This window comes from Mesorhizobium sp. M6A.T.Cr.TU.017.01.1.1, from assembly GCF_004023115.1.
GTDB lineage: Bacteria > Pseudomonadota > Alphaproteobacteria > Rhizobiales > Rhizobiaceae > Mesorhizobium > Mesorhizobium mediterraneum.
In genome coordinates, this window is the sequence record NZ_RZTA01000005.1 from 1 (window position 1) to 14,042 (window position 14,042).

Below are 14,042 nucleotides of genomic sequence, written 5' to 3' on the forward strand. Positions count from 1 at the left end.
ATAGCCGTGCCGACGACGGAGAAGTTGGCGACGAGTGCGATCAGGATTGCGGTGAAGCCGTGGCCCGGCAGGAAACCGCCGGTCAGTCGTCCGTTGGGGCCCATGAACTCTATCGTGCCGGCAAGACCGGCGAGCGCGCCGCTGAGCAGGAAACTTGCGAGCCCGATGCGCCATGTCTTCGCGCCCTGCCACTCGACCATCGTCGGATTGCGACCGGCAAGGCCAGAGAGCACGCCGAAGGCGGTTCTGTTGACCAGAAACCACATTGCCAGGCCGACCAGAACGGCGATGGCGATGATCGTCGGAGACAATCCGAGCGAGTCGCTGATCCGGTAAGCGCTGTCGAGCGGGCGGCTTGACGCCTGCTGCCCGGTGCCCGATGGGTCCTTGAGCGGTCCGGCCGTCACATAAAGCAGCACCAGACCGGCAATGAAATTGCCCATAAGCGTGGTGATCACCTCGTCCGCGCCGGATTTCAGCCGCAGGAGCCCGGGCCAGAAAGCCCACAACGCACCACCCGACATGCCGGCGAAGAAGCAGGCGGTCATGAGGATCGGCGCCGGTGCGCCGTCAAGCCATTCGGCCATGAACGCGGCCGCGATGGCTCCCATGTAGAACTGGCCCTGGGCGCCGATGTTGAAGTAGCCCGCCCGGAAGGAGACGGCCACGCCGACAGCCGTGATGAACAGGGGAAGCCCCCAACGAAGTGCCTGTTGCAGGGCGCCGGGTCTGAGGAAAGCGCCATCGGCGATCGACTGGAACATCAGGGGCGCCGAATAGCCGGCGGCCTGAAAGATAACCCCGCAAAGCGCAAGGGCGATCAGGATGAAGATCAGCGCGCGGAAAACGGAGACGAACCGATCGATCATCCGAGCACTCCTGTCATGGCTGCGCCGACGGCTGTGATGTCATAGGGTGGACGGAACTCGGCGACGATGCGCCCGGACAGCATGACAACGACGCGGTCCGAGATATCGAAGATCTCGTCGAGATCCGAAGAGATGAACAGCAGGCCGCAACCGCGCGCCCGCGCATCGAGCATCGATTGCCATACGAACGACGTTGCGCCGATATCGAGACCTCGCGTGGGCTGCGCCGCAAGAATAAGGCGGGCGTTTTCGTCCATCTCACGCGACAGGATCACCTTCTGGGCGTTCCCGCCCGATAGCGAGCCGGCCCGCTGACCGACATCGGAATAGCGGACATCCCATTGCTTGAGGGCGGTATCGCATTGCTTGCGCAGAGCAGAGGGGCTGATGGCGGACAGGAGCGGTCTCTGAAGGAGACCGCGCGCCGACCAGTTTTCCCAAAGAGAGCTGGTCAGGCTAAGGCCTTCGACATTCCGTTCGAAGGGAATGACGCGCAGTCCGGCCGCTCGTCGTGCAGCGAGTGGTGCGCGGGTCACGTCCATCCTGTCGATGGAGATATCGCCGCTGACGACATCAGCCAGTGCCGAGATCGCGCGCACAAGCGTTCTCTGCCCGTTGCCCTCGACGCCGGCCACGCCGACGATTTCCCCGGGGCGAACCTCGAGGCTGATCTCGTCGAGCGCCGGGCCTTCGGGATCGCGCCGCGTGGAAACGGCGCGCATCTTGAGGACCGGGGCGGCAGCATCGGTGTCCGCAACATGCTGTTCGGCATGGGTGATCACTGCTGCGCCTGTCAAAGCCGCCTTGTCGTCCGAGCTGAGGTTGCGGGCGGCGGCTGGCCCGATGATAAGCTCGGCCAGCCGATCCGCATCAATCCCGTCGCAGGACAGCGGTCCGTCGACGAGCTTTCCGCCGCGCAGAACCGTCACCGTATCCGCAATCGCCAGAACCTCCCGTATCTTGTGCAGGATGAGGATGACCGTGACGCCGCGCTCCTTGAGACGTCGGACCCGATCGAAAAGCTTCTCAGCGCCTTCGGGAGACAGGACCGCGGTCGGCTCATCCAGGATGAGGAGCTTCGCATCCGAGACGAGGGCTCTGGCGATTTCAACACTCTGCTGGGTTTCCACCGGCAGGTCGCGGATACGCTGCTTGGCCTTCACCTTCACATGGAGCGCATCGAGATGATGCTGCCACCGCTTTTCGAGGGCTGCCTTTGTGAATAGCCCTCCACCTTCCGCGCCGAACTGCATGGCTTCGGCAACCGTGAAAGAGGGGGGAAGGGCAAAACTCTGGTGGACGAGTTCGACGCCCGAACGCCGGGCATCCCTCACGTTTCCACCCGCAAGCGGGCGGCCGTCGATTTTGAGCTCGCCCGATGCAGGGCGCACGAGACCGGCCAGGACTCGGGCAAAAGTCGTCTTGCCCGCGCCGTTTTGGCCGACCACGGCGTGGATCATGCCCCGTTCGAAGACTGCTCCGACATCGGAGAGCGCGACAATGTGACCGTAGCGCACGGTCACATTGCGGCATTCAAATATGGGGGATCTGTCCTCGGTCACCGCAGCATGATCCAGTCGAAGGTCAGAGGCTCGTATTGAACGGCACCTTCAGCGACCCATCGAGGATCGCTGCGCGCGCCGCCGCTATTTCTGCCCCTGCCTCCTTGCCTTTGGCGATGATGTCAGCCGGTCCCTGCTGCGTGAAGAGGGGCGACGGAATGAAGTCGATGACGCCTGTTCCAAGGCCGGTATGCTCATGTGTGCCACCGGAAAAATCGCTGCCGAGTGCCTTCGTGACCTCGTTGTAAAGCGAGGTGCCGAAGTCGAGGCCGACGATCGAGATCACGGACTTTGGCCCCTGCGGGAACTGGGCCGGGTCGAGCACGCTCACCAGGCGGCCTTCCGCCTCGTTTGCGGCGGCGATGATGCCGAAGTCGGTTGCCGCGGCGTCGGTCTGGATGAAGTCGATACCGCTCGAGTACATCTGCGTGGCGATTTCCTGGCCCTTGGCCGGGTCCTGGAAAGAGCCCGCGAATGCAATGGCGACGGATACGTCTGGACGCACGGACTGGGCGCCTGCCTTGAACGCATTGTAGTCGGCATTGATCGGCGGAATGGAAACACCACCGATGAAGCCGAGCTTTCCTGCTTTGCTCACACGCGCGGCGAAAATGCCGGAGAGATAGCACCCCAGATAGTAATCATAGGAAACGGTGACGACATTCGGGATCGCCGGCTCGAAGGGATCTGCAAACAGCTGGATCCACTTGGTATTGGGATAGGAGGGAGCGAGCGCCTTGAAGGGTTCCGCGACCTCGTTGAAGGTCGAGACGATCACTGCCGCACCAGCATCGCCCAGCGTACGGAAAATGGTCTCGTAGGTCGCCGGGTCCTGAGCGTATACCGCGCGATACTGGAAGCCTTGCTCCTCGGAGAGCTGCTTGAGCTTGGCAATCATCGAGTCCACCGGACCGGCATCGCCTGCCGCCTGCGTGTGAACCAGCGCCACGAGGCCGCCCGAAGCGTGCGCGGCAGCTGTCAGCAGGCCGCCCGCCATTGTGAAGGCAGCCAATCCTGCCGAGGCCTTGAGGAGGCTGCGGCGGCCGACCGGCCGGTGCAGCACATTCATTTCATTTGAAGTCTTGTTGGTCATGTTCCCTTTTCCTTGCTCTAGAGGTTCGATATCTGCAACTTCTTATTGGGGTGGCTTCTTTCGCCGCCCGGTCGTCATCGGGATGCAAGGTTTGCATCCTCTTCCTCAGGCGCCGGGAGAAAACGGCGCCGGATTCATGATCATCACGTCCTGGCTCTGAATGGCGCCGAGAGACCAGACGCCGGAGATGAACGCCTGCCATTCCGGGTCGGCATACATGGCTGCCCGCCGCGTCTCGCGGTCGGCGAGGCTGTCATAACGCCACATCAGGACCGTCGTGTGCAGGCGGCCGATCTCGCTGACATAGAGTCCGAGAAAGGTGTTGAGATGCCGCTTCTGGATCGGCAGACCCTCGGTCTCGTATTTCTTCAGCCAGCCATCGACTGTTCCCGGCCGAAAGGTGTACGTGCGATGTTCCACGATCATCTGGATGCCTCGTCGAGAATGAATTCGGCGGCTCGCTCCCCGATCATGATCGACGGCGCGTTCGTGTTGCCGCTGGAAATGATTGGCATGATCGAGGCGTCCGCTACGCGCAGGCCCTCGATGCCGTGAACTTTCAGTCGGGCGTCGACCACGGCCATCGGGTCGTTGCCCATCTTGCAGGTGCCGACCGGATGGAAGGTCGTCATGGCATTGGTACGCAGCCACTTGACCATTTCGGCATCGCTTTCGACGGCCGGACCCGGGGCGAGCTCCTTGCCGCGATATTTTTCGAAAGCCTTCTGCTTGATGATGTCGCGCGTCATGCGGATCGCGTTGATCATCGTGCGAATGTCAAACTCGGTTTGCAGGTAGTTCGCGTTGATGCGCGGCCGGTCCATCGGATCGGCCGAGCGCAGCCTGATCTCGCCGCGGCTCTCGGGATTGACCGGGCCGACGCGCAACGAGAAGCCATGGTTGGCCTCCACCCGCTCTTTCTTGAACGGGTTTGGAAAATGCAGGTTCGCCGTCTTTTCGAGCGCCGGCATGAAGTGAAGCTGGATGTCAGGCGCGGCCAGATCGGTGCGCGACTTGACGAAGGCCCCGGCTTCGTAGGGGAAAGTCGTGGCGATGCCTTCACCGAACAGCATGCCCTGGATCACCGACCAGGTGAGCTTGTCGGCGCGTAGGTCCGAATAGAGCGTGACCGGCTCCCGGCATTCATAGGCCATGACGCAATCGACATGATCCTGAAGGTTCTTGCCGACACCAGGAAGATCCTGGACGACAGGGATGTCATGCTGCGCGAGCTCGTCGGCAGCGCCGATCCCCGAAAGCATGAGGATCTGCGGCGAGTTGACGACGCCGGCCGACAGGATCACCTGGCGGTCTGCATAGGCTCTCGAAATGTTGCCTTTTCGGCTGAACTCGACGCCGACAGCCTGGCCGTTCTCGATGAGGATGCGCCTCGTATGGGCGCGGGTGATGATCGTCAGATTCGGGCGTTTCTTTGCCGGCCGCAGGAACGCATAGGCTGCCGAGCAGCGTTTGCCCTTCGCGATGGTGAAGTCATAACGGCCGAAGCCTTCCTGCTCTTCGCCGTTGAAATCATCGTTGTGAGGATATCCCGCCTGTCCGCCTGCCTCGTGAAAGACATCGAGCAGGCTGTTCCAGCCGCGCGCCCGGCAGACGGTCAGTTCGCCTTCGGCGTTGTGATAGGCGCCATTGCGCTGCACATGGGTCTCCGAGCGGAGGAACGCTGGCAACACCTCATCGTAGGACCATCCTGTGGCGCCCATCTGCGCCCAGCGATCGTAGTCGTGCCGGTTTCCGCGAACATAGATCATGCCGTTGATGGTGGATGTGCCGCCGAGCACCTTGCCACGAGGCCAGTAGAGCGACCGTCCGTTCAGATGCGGCTCGGGCTCTGTGTGATAGTGCCAGTTGTAGATGCCCGAATGGAAAAGCTTGCCCATCAGCATGGGCAGCCGGAACAGCGGGTTGAGATCCCTGCCGCCGGCCTCGAGCAGAAGCACCTTGTTGGCGGGATCGGCGGACAGGCGGTTTGCCAGAACGCAGCCTGCCGAACCGGCGCCGATGATGATGAAATCGAATGTCTTCGTTGCCGCCATGGTCACCACGCGATGGGACGAGAGCCCATCTCCTCCAGGTAGCGGTTGCAAAGAATGAATGGATTGGGTCTGGAAAGGACGGCTTCGGCGCGGGCGGGATGATCGCGCAGAACGCAGCGAAGATGCCCGCCCGCGTTCTCGTCGATTCCCGCTTCTGCCAGTGCTTCCGCGGCGGCGTCGCCGAACCCGAGGAATACCAGCGGCTTTTCCCGCGAGGCAAGGGCGCGCAAGGTTTCCACGATCAGCGGACGCCAGAGCCGGAGATGGCCCTTGGACTGATGCGGATCCACATCCACCTTGAAGCGAGTGAGCGTCAGCGAGGCATTCAGTAGGAGAACGCCTTTCGAGACCCAGCGGTCCGCGATATCGGACGGCTGCTCGATGTCGGCTGCACCGCTCTCCATGGCTGCAAGTGTCTTCGGCCAATCGTCGAAGCTGCGGGTATAGGACAGGTCACCGGTGCGCGCTGCCAGGATCATCTGCATGTAGGCACGGATGCTCTTTGAAAACATCTTGTCGAGCTCGTGCCATCCCGCCAGGTTTCCAGCTTCAAATGCCCGTCCGGTGGCAAACCCGGGTTCGGGGTAGGGGTCCTGGCCCAGAACGACACAGTGAACCTCATCGGGGGCGATTCCGTCGAAAGCTCTCAGGCAATGCGCGCCCGCAGGCATTCCCGGAAAGTGCTTGCCGCGACGGACGGGAAAGATCGGTTCCCAGACCTCGAGCTCAAGTTCGGCCGCGATCCCGTCAATATCCGGCCCCGCATGCCTGATCAGTGCACGCCAGGGTCCGTTCAGATCGGCGGACCAATCTGAAAGGAATTCCTCCATGGCGGTCTTTAGCAACATTGCCATTCGCACCCTCTCCAAGGTGGTCGACTGCGGCAGCTCCTCCAGGAACCTGACCGTTTTGTCAGCTTTTCATGAAAAAACTTGACCAGATTGTCAACTTCTTTTTTAGTGGGGCTTCGATTCTCGAGGCCTCATAAAATCCGGTTGAAAGGTCTCTGAGCAAAAACGAACTGTTGACCCGGGTGATCATCCAGGCGCAAAAAATCAATGAAAATAACGGAATAACCAATGGCAGAAGAACTGAACGCGCCCCGTGCTTCCGCTGAAAAAGGGCACCCGTCGCAAGCCGCGTCGGATGAGCCGATCAGAGCGAGGAACGTGCTCAAGATCCTGACAGCGGCTGTCGAGATCTTCTCGCGGAAGGGCCTTGATGGTGCCCGCATCGTTGAGATCGCGAAGGCCTCAGGGCTGCCGAAGGGCAATGTCTACTATTACTTCTCGTCGAAAGAGGAGATCTACAATGCCGCCATCGATCGCCTCATCCATAGTTGGGACGACGCGTTTCGGCATATATCGGCCGATCGTGAGCCCGGCGAGGCAATCGAGGCTTACATTCGAGCGAAGCTGGACCATGCCCGGGAGAATGCCGCAGAGACGCGCCTTTTCGCAAACGAGATACTGCAGGGAGCTGTACATCTCTCGACCGAGGCTCGCGATCATATGCGAACCGTCACGTCCGAGAAGGCCCGGGTGATCGATATTTGGGCCATGGCCGGAAAGATAGAGAAAGTCGACGCGCGCCATCTGTTCATTCTGTTGTGGTCCGCGACGCAGTTCTATGCCGAGTTCGAGGCTCTCGCCTGCGATGCGCTACATGTCAGCCAGCTAAAGGTGGCTGACTACAATTTGGCTGCGAAGACGATCACGGAGACGGTCTTGCGGGGGCTCCTTACCCGTCCATCGTGATGGACAATACGGCAGGGAGTCCGACCTCTGCGGCGACTGATGAGTTGGCAGCTCATCGGGGCAGCCCGGCCCCCTTAAGCGGGCGCGGAAGTGCCGAGAGCTACGGCCAGGACATCAACAAGGCCACGGCCGGCGCTGCCGTCGACGTCGAGGCGCGGATTGTAGATGGCGACCTCGAGCCCGACCGCCTTGCCGCTTGCCAGGATGATCCGGAGCGCTGCCGATAGCTCGTCCCACGACAGCCCGCCCGGTACGCGGAAATCGACCGCCGGCATGATCGCATCGTCGAGACAATCGGCGTCTAAATGGATGAAGAAGCCGTCGAGCTCAGGCCGCGTCAGGTGGCCAACGGCCGCCCGGGCAGCGGCTTCGACGCCCAGGAGGCGGACGGCATGGAGATCGTAGGCCATGAGCTCCGCCGGTAAGGGCTGGCTGCCGAATTCGGCCTGGTCTTCGTGATCGCGAAAAGCGAAGGCGACAGCGTCCTCGGAGCGCACCAACGGACGGCGGCCCTCCAGGTCGGTCAGCAGCGCCGGCCCGTAGCCGGTGACGAAGGCCAGGTCCATGGACGCGCCTTCGCCGTTGGGCTCGGCCTCGGGCTGGAAGAAATCGGCGTGGCCGTCGATGAAGAACAGGCCGTAGCGGCCGCGCCGGCGCAGCGCGAGCATCGGGCCCAGCACGATCGTACAGTCGCCGCCCAGCACCACCGGGAATTCGCCTGCGTCCAGCACCTCCTCCACCGCGTTGGCGAGCTTGGGCGACCACGCCGCGATCGCGTTGGCGTTGAGCGTCAGGGTGGCAGGGTCGGGCTTCGGGTCTTTCGGCGGGACGGCCAGCCGCCCGGCATGGCGCGCATGGATTCGGTCGGCGAGGCCCAGTTCCAGCAGCCGACTGGGCAAGTCCTCCACGCCGTCGGTCGCCAGACCCAGCGCGGACGGCGCTTCAAGAATGGCATAGGGGCGGGTCGGCATCAGATGCTCCCAGGTATCGCGAGTGAGAACCGGCGCAGCGCCGGCGGTCTCTGCCACTAAGCGCTGCGCGCCCAAGGCAGCCTCGGTACGCAAGATCCCAAATTGCTCTTCAGGCCGCCACGCTCTTCGACCAGCACCGCTGACGGTATTTTTCTCGTCAATTCGATCGCGCTGTTTTCGCCGGAAATCGCACCACTCGGCCAATTGATAGCGAAAGTGGGCAAAACCGAGGAAATTTCAACCCGCCCAAGTCCCTTTTGAAGTCAAGATCGCAAGTTTTCTGACCGGTATGGAGACTGTTCCTGACTGCGTTCTGAGAGAAAGTTGCGAGGCTGGATCAATGGGTGCCGTAGCTCAAAACGATCCAAAACGGGCGCTCTTCTCAAAGGCCTTCATCCCAATACGGCATGCGCCCAATGCATCGCGCAAGGTGGTCGACGAAGGCGCGGACCTTCATCGACATGAGCCTGTTGCTGGGATAGACGGCATAAATCGTGCTGGCTGGAGGCTCCCAGGCGTCAAGCACGCGTCGCAGCGCGCCAGTACGCAGCGGCTCCGCTACCGCCCAAGTGGGCAGTAGGGCGATGCCGATGCCACCGAGCGCCGCAACGCGCAGCATCTCCGCATTATTGCTGCGAAAGCTGCCCCCCACGGCCACCCTTACCTCGCCAATTTTGCCGGCAAGGCGCCATTCATCGCCCCAAGGCAGGAGGCTGGTGCAGAGGCAGTTGTGCTTGGCAAGGTCGCCCGGCTCGCGCGGCGCTCCACGCTCCGTGAGATAAGCGGGCGCAGCACAGGCGACGAGCCGGGACGGCGCGAGCTTACGCACGACAAGCGGCGAATCCTCGATCACGCCGATGCGGATCGCCAGATCGAGCCCTTCATCGACCAGACTCACATGCGCCGGGCTCAAAGCAATATCGACGGAAAGTTCCGGATAGCGCGTCAGGAACTCGGGGACGGCCGGCGCCACATGCATCCAGCCGAAGCTGTCGGGCGCCGAAATGCGAAGGGTGCCGCGCGGCTCGCGCTGCAGCGCGCTCGCCGCCTGTTCGGCAGCTTCGGCTTCGGCGAGAATCCGCGCACAGTGGCGGTAATAGGCTGCGCCCGCTTCGGTCATCGAGAGTCGACGCGTGGTGCGGTTGAGCAGGCGAACGCCCAGGCGCTCCTCGAGCCGCTGCACATGGGCGCTAACAGCAGATTTGGAGATTTTGAGGTGCCGTGCCGCCGCTGAGAAGCTGCCGCTATCAACGACGCGAGCGAACGCAGCGATTCCATCGAGCGGATCCATCGTCGGATTGTCCTGAAATCCGGACAGCATGTCCATACAATTCCGGCTAATCGACGGGCGAGAACGGACCTATGTCTCTTGGTGAGCCACCTGAGCCACAAAGGAGATCGACGATGGATGCCAAAGTTACAGCAGCCGAACCGTTCGTTCGCGAACCGGCGACCGGATCGACGCTCAACGTTCTGGGCATCACCCATATCTACAAAGCCACCGGCGCTGAGACTGCGGGGTCCTTCTCGCTCTGGGAGTCCGTGGTTCCGCCGGGCGCGGGAACGCCACCGCACACCCATGCCCGTGAGGATGAAGCCTTCTACGTGCTGAGTGGCGAACTCGTCATCGAATTCGAGGGCGAACCGGCACCTCACCGCGTTGCGCCCGGCTGCTGTTTCTTCGGCCCGCGCGGCCGGCGCCATGCCATCCGCAATGTCGGCGACAAGCCGGCTCGCGTGCTCGTCCTTTGCGCGCCGAGTTGCGGCCTTGATCAGATGTTTGGCGAATTGGACGTCGCGACCGCCGCCGACATGCCGGAAATGGCAAAGCTCATGGCCATCGCCGCCAAATACGGCGTCACCATCGAGCCGCCGGCTGCCTGAGATCTCGTTCCAGACCGCCAGCGCGCCCGTCAGGCGGGAAACAGAAATGCGGCGGCGGGATCGAAAAAAATCTGTCTGCTCGAGGCGATGCCTTCATGTGCTTGCGCCATGTCGGATGTCGGCCTGACGTCGATCTCCTGGCCGGCGGCCGTGCGCGCGATGACTCGCCGCCGCTCGCCGAAGAAGGCGGTGTCGATGAATTCGACCGCAAGCCCGGCAGTGGCCGGGCCGGGCCTCAGCCGAAACGCTTCCGGCCGCACCATCAGCCGGGTCTTCTGGCCATGGCTGAAGTCCTGATCGATCCTGACGCCGGAGACGACCGAGCCATCGGCCAGGCGGATCGTGGCGGAGCCGTTGACGGTTTCAAGATGCTCAGCCGGCAGGAAATTGGAATTTCCGATGAAGCTGGCCACGAATTCGCTCGCAGGTCTCAGATAGAGGTCCTCACCGGTGCCGATCTGCTCGATGCGCCCGTCCCGAAACAGGGCGATGCGATCCGAAAGATGCAGCGCCTCGTCCTGATCGTGGGTGACGTAAAGGATCGTTACGCCGGTTTCGCGATGGATGCGCCGTATCTCGGCCTGGATTTCCTCGCGCAGCTTTTTGTCGAGCGCCGAAAGCGGCTCGTCCATCAGAAGGATCGGCGGATCGTAGGCCAGCGCCCGGGCAAGCGCCACGCGCTGCTGCTGTCCGCCGGAAAGCGCGCCAGGATATCGGCCGCCGAAACTCTCGAGCCGGACCAGCGACAGCATCTCGGCGACTTTTCGGTTCACCTCGGCGTCCGGCCGGCGGCGCACGCGCAACGGAAAGGCAACGTTCTCGGCGACGGTGAGATGCTGGAACAGCGTGTAGCGCTGGAACACCATGCCGATATTGCGCTTGTGCGACGGCACCGACAGCAGCGACCTGCCTTCGAGAAGAACCTCGCCGGATGTCGGCTGCTGAAAGCCGGCGACCGCGTAGAGCGTCGTCGATTTGCCGGAGCCGGAAGGGCCGAGGAAGGTCAGGAATTCGCCCTTAGGTATATCGATCGTGACATCGTGCACCGCGACGAAGCTGCCGAATGTCTTGCGCAGGTAGCGAATGGAGAGAAACGGTTCGGTCATTTCGACAGTTTCCGCCGAATGAGTGCGGTTACGATCATCAGGCTCAAGGTCAGAAGTACCAGAAGGCTGGAGGCGGCGGCGATGACCGGGCTGAGATCCTGGCGCAGGCTGCCCCAGATCTTGACCGGCAAGGTCTGCAAGGTGGGGCTGGCCATGAAGATCGCGACCACCACCTCGTCCCACGAGGCGAGGAAGGCAAAGATCGCCGCCGAAAAAATCCCGATCTTGATCGCCGGCAAGGTGACCCGGAGTTTTGCCTCGAATGGGCTTGCGCCGCAGACGATCGCCGCATCCTCGATGGATTTGTCAAAACCTTCGAGTGCCGCGGTGATGGGAATGATGGCGAAGGGGAGTGCCAGGACTGTGTGTGCGATGACGAAGCCTGCCGTGGTGCCGCCGAGCCCGATCCGCAGGAAGAATGCATAGATGGCGATGGCGAAGACCACGACCGGCAGCACCATTGGCGTCAGCAGCAGGCCGCGAAGCGTGTTGCGCCCGCGAAACTGTCCCCTGACCAGGGCGAAAGAAGCCAGGAGCCCGATGACGACGGCAAGAATCGCGACCATGGTGGCAATGCGCGCGCTGGTCAGCGCTGCTTCGAGCCAAGCCGGATCGGCGAACAGCTCCGCATACCATTTCAGCGTCCAGCCGGGCGGCGGAAAAGCCAGCCACCGCGACGATCCGAACGACAAAAGCACGATGAAGACCACCGGCAGCAGCAGAAACGCGGCAACCAGGCCGGTGAAACCCAGAAGTGCTGCGCGCAGCCAGCCCAGCCGGTCGTAGTCGAGCAGCATCTCAGATGCCTCCTGTCATGCGCTTGGCGCCGACGAGGCGCAGTTGCAGCGCGTAGAGGGCCATGGTCACCAAAAGCAGGATGAAAGCCGCCGCGCTTCCGAGCCCCCAGTTGAGCAAGGACTGGATCATCTGGGCGATCATTGCGGCGAGCATCATGTTGGAGGTGCCGCCGAGCAGCGTCGGCGTCACGAAATAGCCGAGCGACATGACGAAAACCATCAGGCCGCCTGCAGCGATTCCGGGAAGCGACAATGGCAGCAGGATGCGGCGGAAGGCGTTGAAGGGGCTCGCACCGCACAGGGCGGCGGCGCGCAGCGTCATCGGATCAATGGCGCGCAGGGTTCCGACCAGTGGCAGTATCATGAAGGGCAGCATGATGTAGACCATGCCGATGGTGACGCCGGTCAGGTTGTTGATCAGCGGCAGCGGCTCGCTGATCAGGCCAATATCCATCAGCGTCCGGTTGATGACGCCGGTGCGTTGAAGCAGCACCATCCAGGCATAGGTGCGGGTGAGCAGATTGGTCCACATCGACAGGATGATGATGCCGAAGACGATCGAGCCGAGGGCAGGCGGCATGATCGCCAGCATCCAGGCGACCGGAAACGCCACGATCACGGTGACGGCGGTGACGACGGTGGCGACCAGAAAGGTGTTGAAGAAGACCCGCGCATAAGTGCCGTCGCCAAACAGGATGGCGTAGTTCTGCAGGCCCGGTACGGGCTCGGTCACGCTGCGCAACAGCAACGCGACGACCGGCACCACGAAGAACAGGGTGATGAGGGTCAGCGCCGGCAAGGCGCCGCCGACGCCGTCTGGCCTTCGGAGGATTGGCTGTCGATGAAGCAAATTGCCCGACATGGCGATGATCCCGGCAGCTCAGGCGGGACGCCTAGCGGCGCCCCGCCGGTTCATGGGTGAGGGCGGCGGCTATTTGGCCTGCCAGGCGTACCAACGCTCCGCGATCGCGTCGCGGTTTTCAGCCCAGTAGTTCATGTCGAGGTTGATCTGCCCGTCGACATAGGCGTCCGGCAACGACTTGACGACGTCGGCCGGCATTTCGGCCTTGGCTGCCGTGTTGATCGGCGCGTAGCCGCTTGCTTCAGCAAACATTGCCTGGCTTTTCGCGCTTGTCGCTGTGGCCAGGAATTTCATCGCGCTAGCCTTGTTCTTCGAGCCCTTGGGGATGACGAGCACGTCGGCGGCAGTCATGTTCTGTTTCCAGGATGCCCCTACATCGGCGCCGTCCTGCTGGAGGGCGAAGACACGCCCGTTCCAGAGTTGCCCGAAGGCTGCCTCACCGGAGGCGATCAGCTGTTGCGACTGCGCGCCGCTGTCCCACCAGACGATTTCCGACTTGATCGTATCGAGTTTCTTGAACGCCCGGTCGAGGTCGAGCGGATAGAGCTTGTCTGCCGGCACGCCGTCGGCCAGCAATGCGATCTCGATGACGCCTGGCGCCGACCATTTATAGAACGTGCGCTTGCCGGGAAATTTCGTCAGGTCGAACATGTCGGCCCAGCTGGTTGGCTCGCCCGACACCGCCCCTTTGTTCCAGGCAAGAACGAAGGAATAGTAGAAGCTGCCGACCGCATGCTCGGTGGTGAAGCGAGGATCGAGATCGGCTTTCGGCACGACATTGAAATCGATCGGCTCCAGCAGGCCATCCTTAGCCGCCTTGATGGCGAAATCCATTTCGACATCGACGACATCCCAGGCGACGCTGCCGCCTTCCACCATGGCCTTCAGCTTGCCGTAGTCCGTCGGGCCGTCCTGCAGGACCTTGATGCCGGAATTGGCTTCGAACGGAGCAGCCCAGGATTTGGTCTGCGCCTCCTGGGTGGTTCCGCCCCAGCTGGTGAACACCATTTCATCGGCCCGTGCGGCGGTGGTTGCCAAGAGTCCGGCCAAAATGCCGGTCAAAATCAGTTTCATGTCATTCTCCTCT

14 protein-coding genes are annotated in these 14,042 nt (G+C 62.3%); 2 read left to right on the plus strand and 12 right to left on the minus strand.

Annotated elements, in window-relative coordinates:
- The 6 genes from EOB36_RS02535 to EOB36_RS02560 all read right to left on the minus strand — a co-directional run.
- The coding region (locus tag EOB36_RS02535; RefSeq protein ID WP_164897431.1) for an ABC transporter permease at nucleotides 1-869 on the minus strand (869 nt) is incomplete at its 3' end.
- A complete protein-coding gene (locus EOB36_RS02540) occupies nucleotides 866-2,431 on the minus strand; it encodes an ATP-binding cassette domain-containing protein (protein WP_126103542.1) in 1,566 nt (521 codons plus the stop codon). The genes EOB36_RS02540 and EOB36_RS02535, both read right to left, overlap by 4 nt.
- Nucleotides 2,432-2,453: 22 nt before the next feature.
- Nucleotides 2,454-3,524, minus strand: coding sequence for a BMP family ABC transporter substrate-binding protein (locus tag EOB36_RS02545; protein WP_095483692.1), 1,071 nt, complete (start codon nucleotides 3,522-3,524; stop codon nucleotides 2,454-2,456).
- A 105-nt stretch (nucleotides 3,525-3,629) separates the two neighbouring features.
- Nucleotides 3,630-3,950, minus strand: coding sequence for an NIPSNAP family protein (locus EOB36_RS02550; protein WP_095483693.1), 321 nt, complete (start codon nucleotides 3,948-3,950; stop codon nucleotides 3,630-3,632).
- Entirely contained in the window at nucleotides 3,947-5,578 is a 1,632-nt protein-coding gene (locus EOB36_RS02555) for a choline dehydrogenase (RefSeq protein ID WP_126103540.1), read from the minus strand. Before EOB36_RS02555 ends, EOB36_RS02550 begins: the two co-directional genes overlap by 4 nt.
- Before the next feature lie 2 nt (nucleotides 5,579-5,580).
- Nucleotides 5,581-6,432 (minus strand): uracil-DNA glycosylase, encoded by an 852-nt coding sequence (locus EOB36_RS02560; RefSeq protein ID WP_245329774.1) that lies wholly within the window; start codon nucleotides 6,430-6,432, stop codon nucleotides 5,581-5,583.
- A gap of 225 nt (nucleotides 6,433-6,657) precedes the next feature.
- Here EOB36_RS02560 and EOB36_RS02565 point away from each other — a divergent pair, with 225 nt between their 5' ends.
- On the plus strand, nucleotides 6,658-7,335 hold the full coding sequence (locus EOB36_RS02565) for a TetR family transcriptional regulator C-terminal domain-containing protein (protein WP_095483696.1): 678 nt from the start codon (nucleotides 6,658-6,660) through the stop codon (nucleotides 7,333-7,335).
- A gap of 74 nt (nucleotides 7,336-7,409) precedes the next feature.
- Here the strand turns inward: EOB36_RS02565 and EOB36_RS02570 are convergent, their stop codons facing one another.
- Both EOB36_RS02570 and EOB36_RS02575 read right to left on the minus strand, forming a co-directional pair.
- Nucleotides 7,410-8,306, minus strand: coding sequence for an arginase family protein (locus EOB36_RS02570; protein ID WP_095483994.1), 897 nt, complete (start codon nucleotides 8,304-8,306; stop codon nucleotides 7,410-7,412).
- A gap of 382 nt (nucleotides 8,307-8,688) precedes the next feature.
- The gene (locus tag EOB36_RS02575) at nucleotides 8,689-9,633 is read right to left on the minus strand and encodes a LysR family transcriptional regulator (protein WP_245467574.1); all 945 of its coding nucleotides are present in this window, start codon (nucleotides 9,631-9,633) and stop codon (nucleotides 8,689-8,691) included.
- Between the two features lie 77 nt (nucleotides 9,634-9,710).
- On the opposite strand from EOB36_RS02575, the gene EOB36_RS02580 reads away from it, so the two are divergent.
- The gene (locus tag EOB36_RS02580; protein ID WP_158302520.1) at nucleotides 9,711-10,190 is read left to right on the plus strand and encodes a cupin domain-containing protein; all 480 of its coding nucleotides are present in this window, start codon (nucleotides 9,711-9,713) and stop codon (nucleotides 10,188-10,190) included.
- 29 nt (nucleotides 10,191-10,219) lie between these two features.
- On the opposite strand, the gene EOB36_RS02585 is transcribed toward EOB36_RS02580, so the two are convergent.
- The 4 genes from EOB36_RS02585 to EOB36_RS02600 form a co-directional block, all read right to left on the minus strand.
- Nucleotides 10,220-11,296, minus strand: coding sequence for an ABC transporter ATP-binding protein (locus tag EOB36_RS02585; protein ID WP_095483698.1), 1,077 nt, complete (start codon nucleotides 11,294-11,296; stop codon nucleotides 10,220-10,222).
- The gene (locus tag EOB36_RS02590; RefSeq protein WP_095483699.1) at nucleotides 11,293-12,093 is read right to left on the minus strand and encodes an ABC transporter permease; all 801 of its coding nucleotides are present in this window, start codon (nucleotides 12,091-12,093) and stop codon (nucleotides 11,293-11,295) included. The genes EOB36_RS02585 and EOB36_RS02590 overlap by 4 nt, the downstream gene beginning before the upstream one ends.
- A 1-nt stretch (nucleotide 12,094) precedes the next feature.
- Entirely contained in the window at nucleotides 12,095-12,955 is an 861-nt protein-coding gene (locus EOB36_RS02595) for an ABC transporter permease (RefSeq protein ID WP_095483700.1), read from the minus strand.
- Nucleotides 12,956-13,024: 69 nt separating this feature from the next.
- Nucleotides 13,025-14,029 (minus strand): ABC transporter substrate-binding protein, encoded by a 1,005-nt coding sequence (locus tag EOB36_RS02600; protein WP_095483701.1) that lies wholly within the window; start codon nucleotides 14,027-14,029, stop codon nucleotides 13,025-13,027.
- Nucleotides 14,030-14,042: the final 13 nt, after the last annotated feature.

What these genes read in the sequence shown, in the direction of transcription:
- EOB36_RS02565 (WP_095483696.1), top strand. Translation starts at nt 6,658, where the DNA reads ATGGCAGAAGAACTGAACGCGCCCCGTGCTTCCGCTGAAAAAGGGCAC.
- EOB36_RS02545 (WP_095483692.1), bottom strand. Translation starts at nt 3,524, where the DNA reads ATGACCAACAAGACTTCAAATGAAATGAATGTGCTGCACCGGCCGGTC.
- EOB36_RS02550 (WP_095483693.1), bottom strand. Translation starts at nt 3,950, where the DNA reads ATGATCGTGGAACATCGCACGTACACCTTTCGGCCGGGAACAGTCGAT.
- EOB36_RS02595 (WP_095483700.1), bottom strand. Translation starts at nt 12,955, where the DNA reads ATGTCGGGCAATTTGCTTCATCGACAGCCAATCCTCCGAAGGCCAGAC.
- EOB36_RS02580 (WP_158302520.1), top strand. Translation starts at nt 9,711, where the DNA reads ATGGATGCCAAAGTTACAGCAGCCGAACCGTTCGTTCGCGAACCGGCG.
- EOB36_RS02590 (WP_095483699.1), bottom strand. Translation starts at nt 12,093, where the DNA reads ATGCTGCTCGACTACGACCGGCTGGGCTGGCTGCGCGCAGCACTTCTG.
- EOB36_RS02585 (WP_095483698.1), bottom strand. Translation starts at nt 11,296, where the DNA reads ATGACCGAACCGTTTCTCTCCATTCGCTACCTGCGCAAGACATTCGGC.
- EOB36_RS02570 (WP_095483994.1), bottom strand. Translation starts at nt 8,306, where the DNA reads ATGCCGACCCGCCCCTATGCCATTCTTGAAGCGCCGTCCGCGCTGGGT.
- EOB36_RS02555 (WP_126103540.1), bottom strand. Translation starts at nt 5,578, where the DNA reads ATGGCGGCAACGAAGACATTCGATTTCATCATCATCGGCGCCGGTTCG.
- EOB36_RS02560 (WP_245329774.1), bottom strand. Translation starts at nt 6,432, where the DNA reads ATGGCAATGTTGCTAAAGACCGCCATGGAGGAATTCCTTTCAGATTGG.
- EOB36_RS02575 (WP_245467574.1), bottom strand. Translation starts at nt 9,633, where the DNA reads ATGGACATGCTGTCCGGATTTCAGGACAATCCGACGATGGATCCGCTC.
- EOB36_RS02600 (WP_095483701.1), bottom strand. Translation starts at nt 14,029, where the DNA reads ATGAAACTGATTTTGACCGGCATTTTGGCCGGACTCTTGGCAACCACC.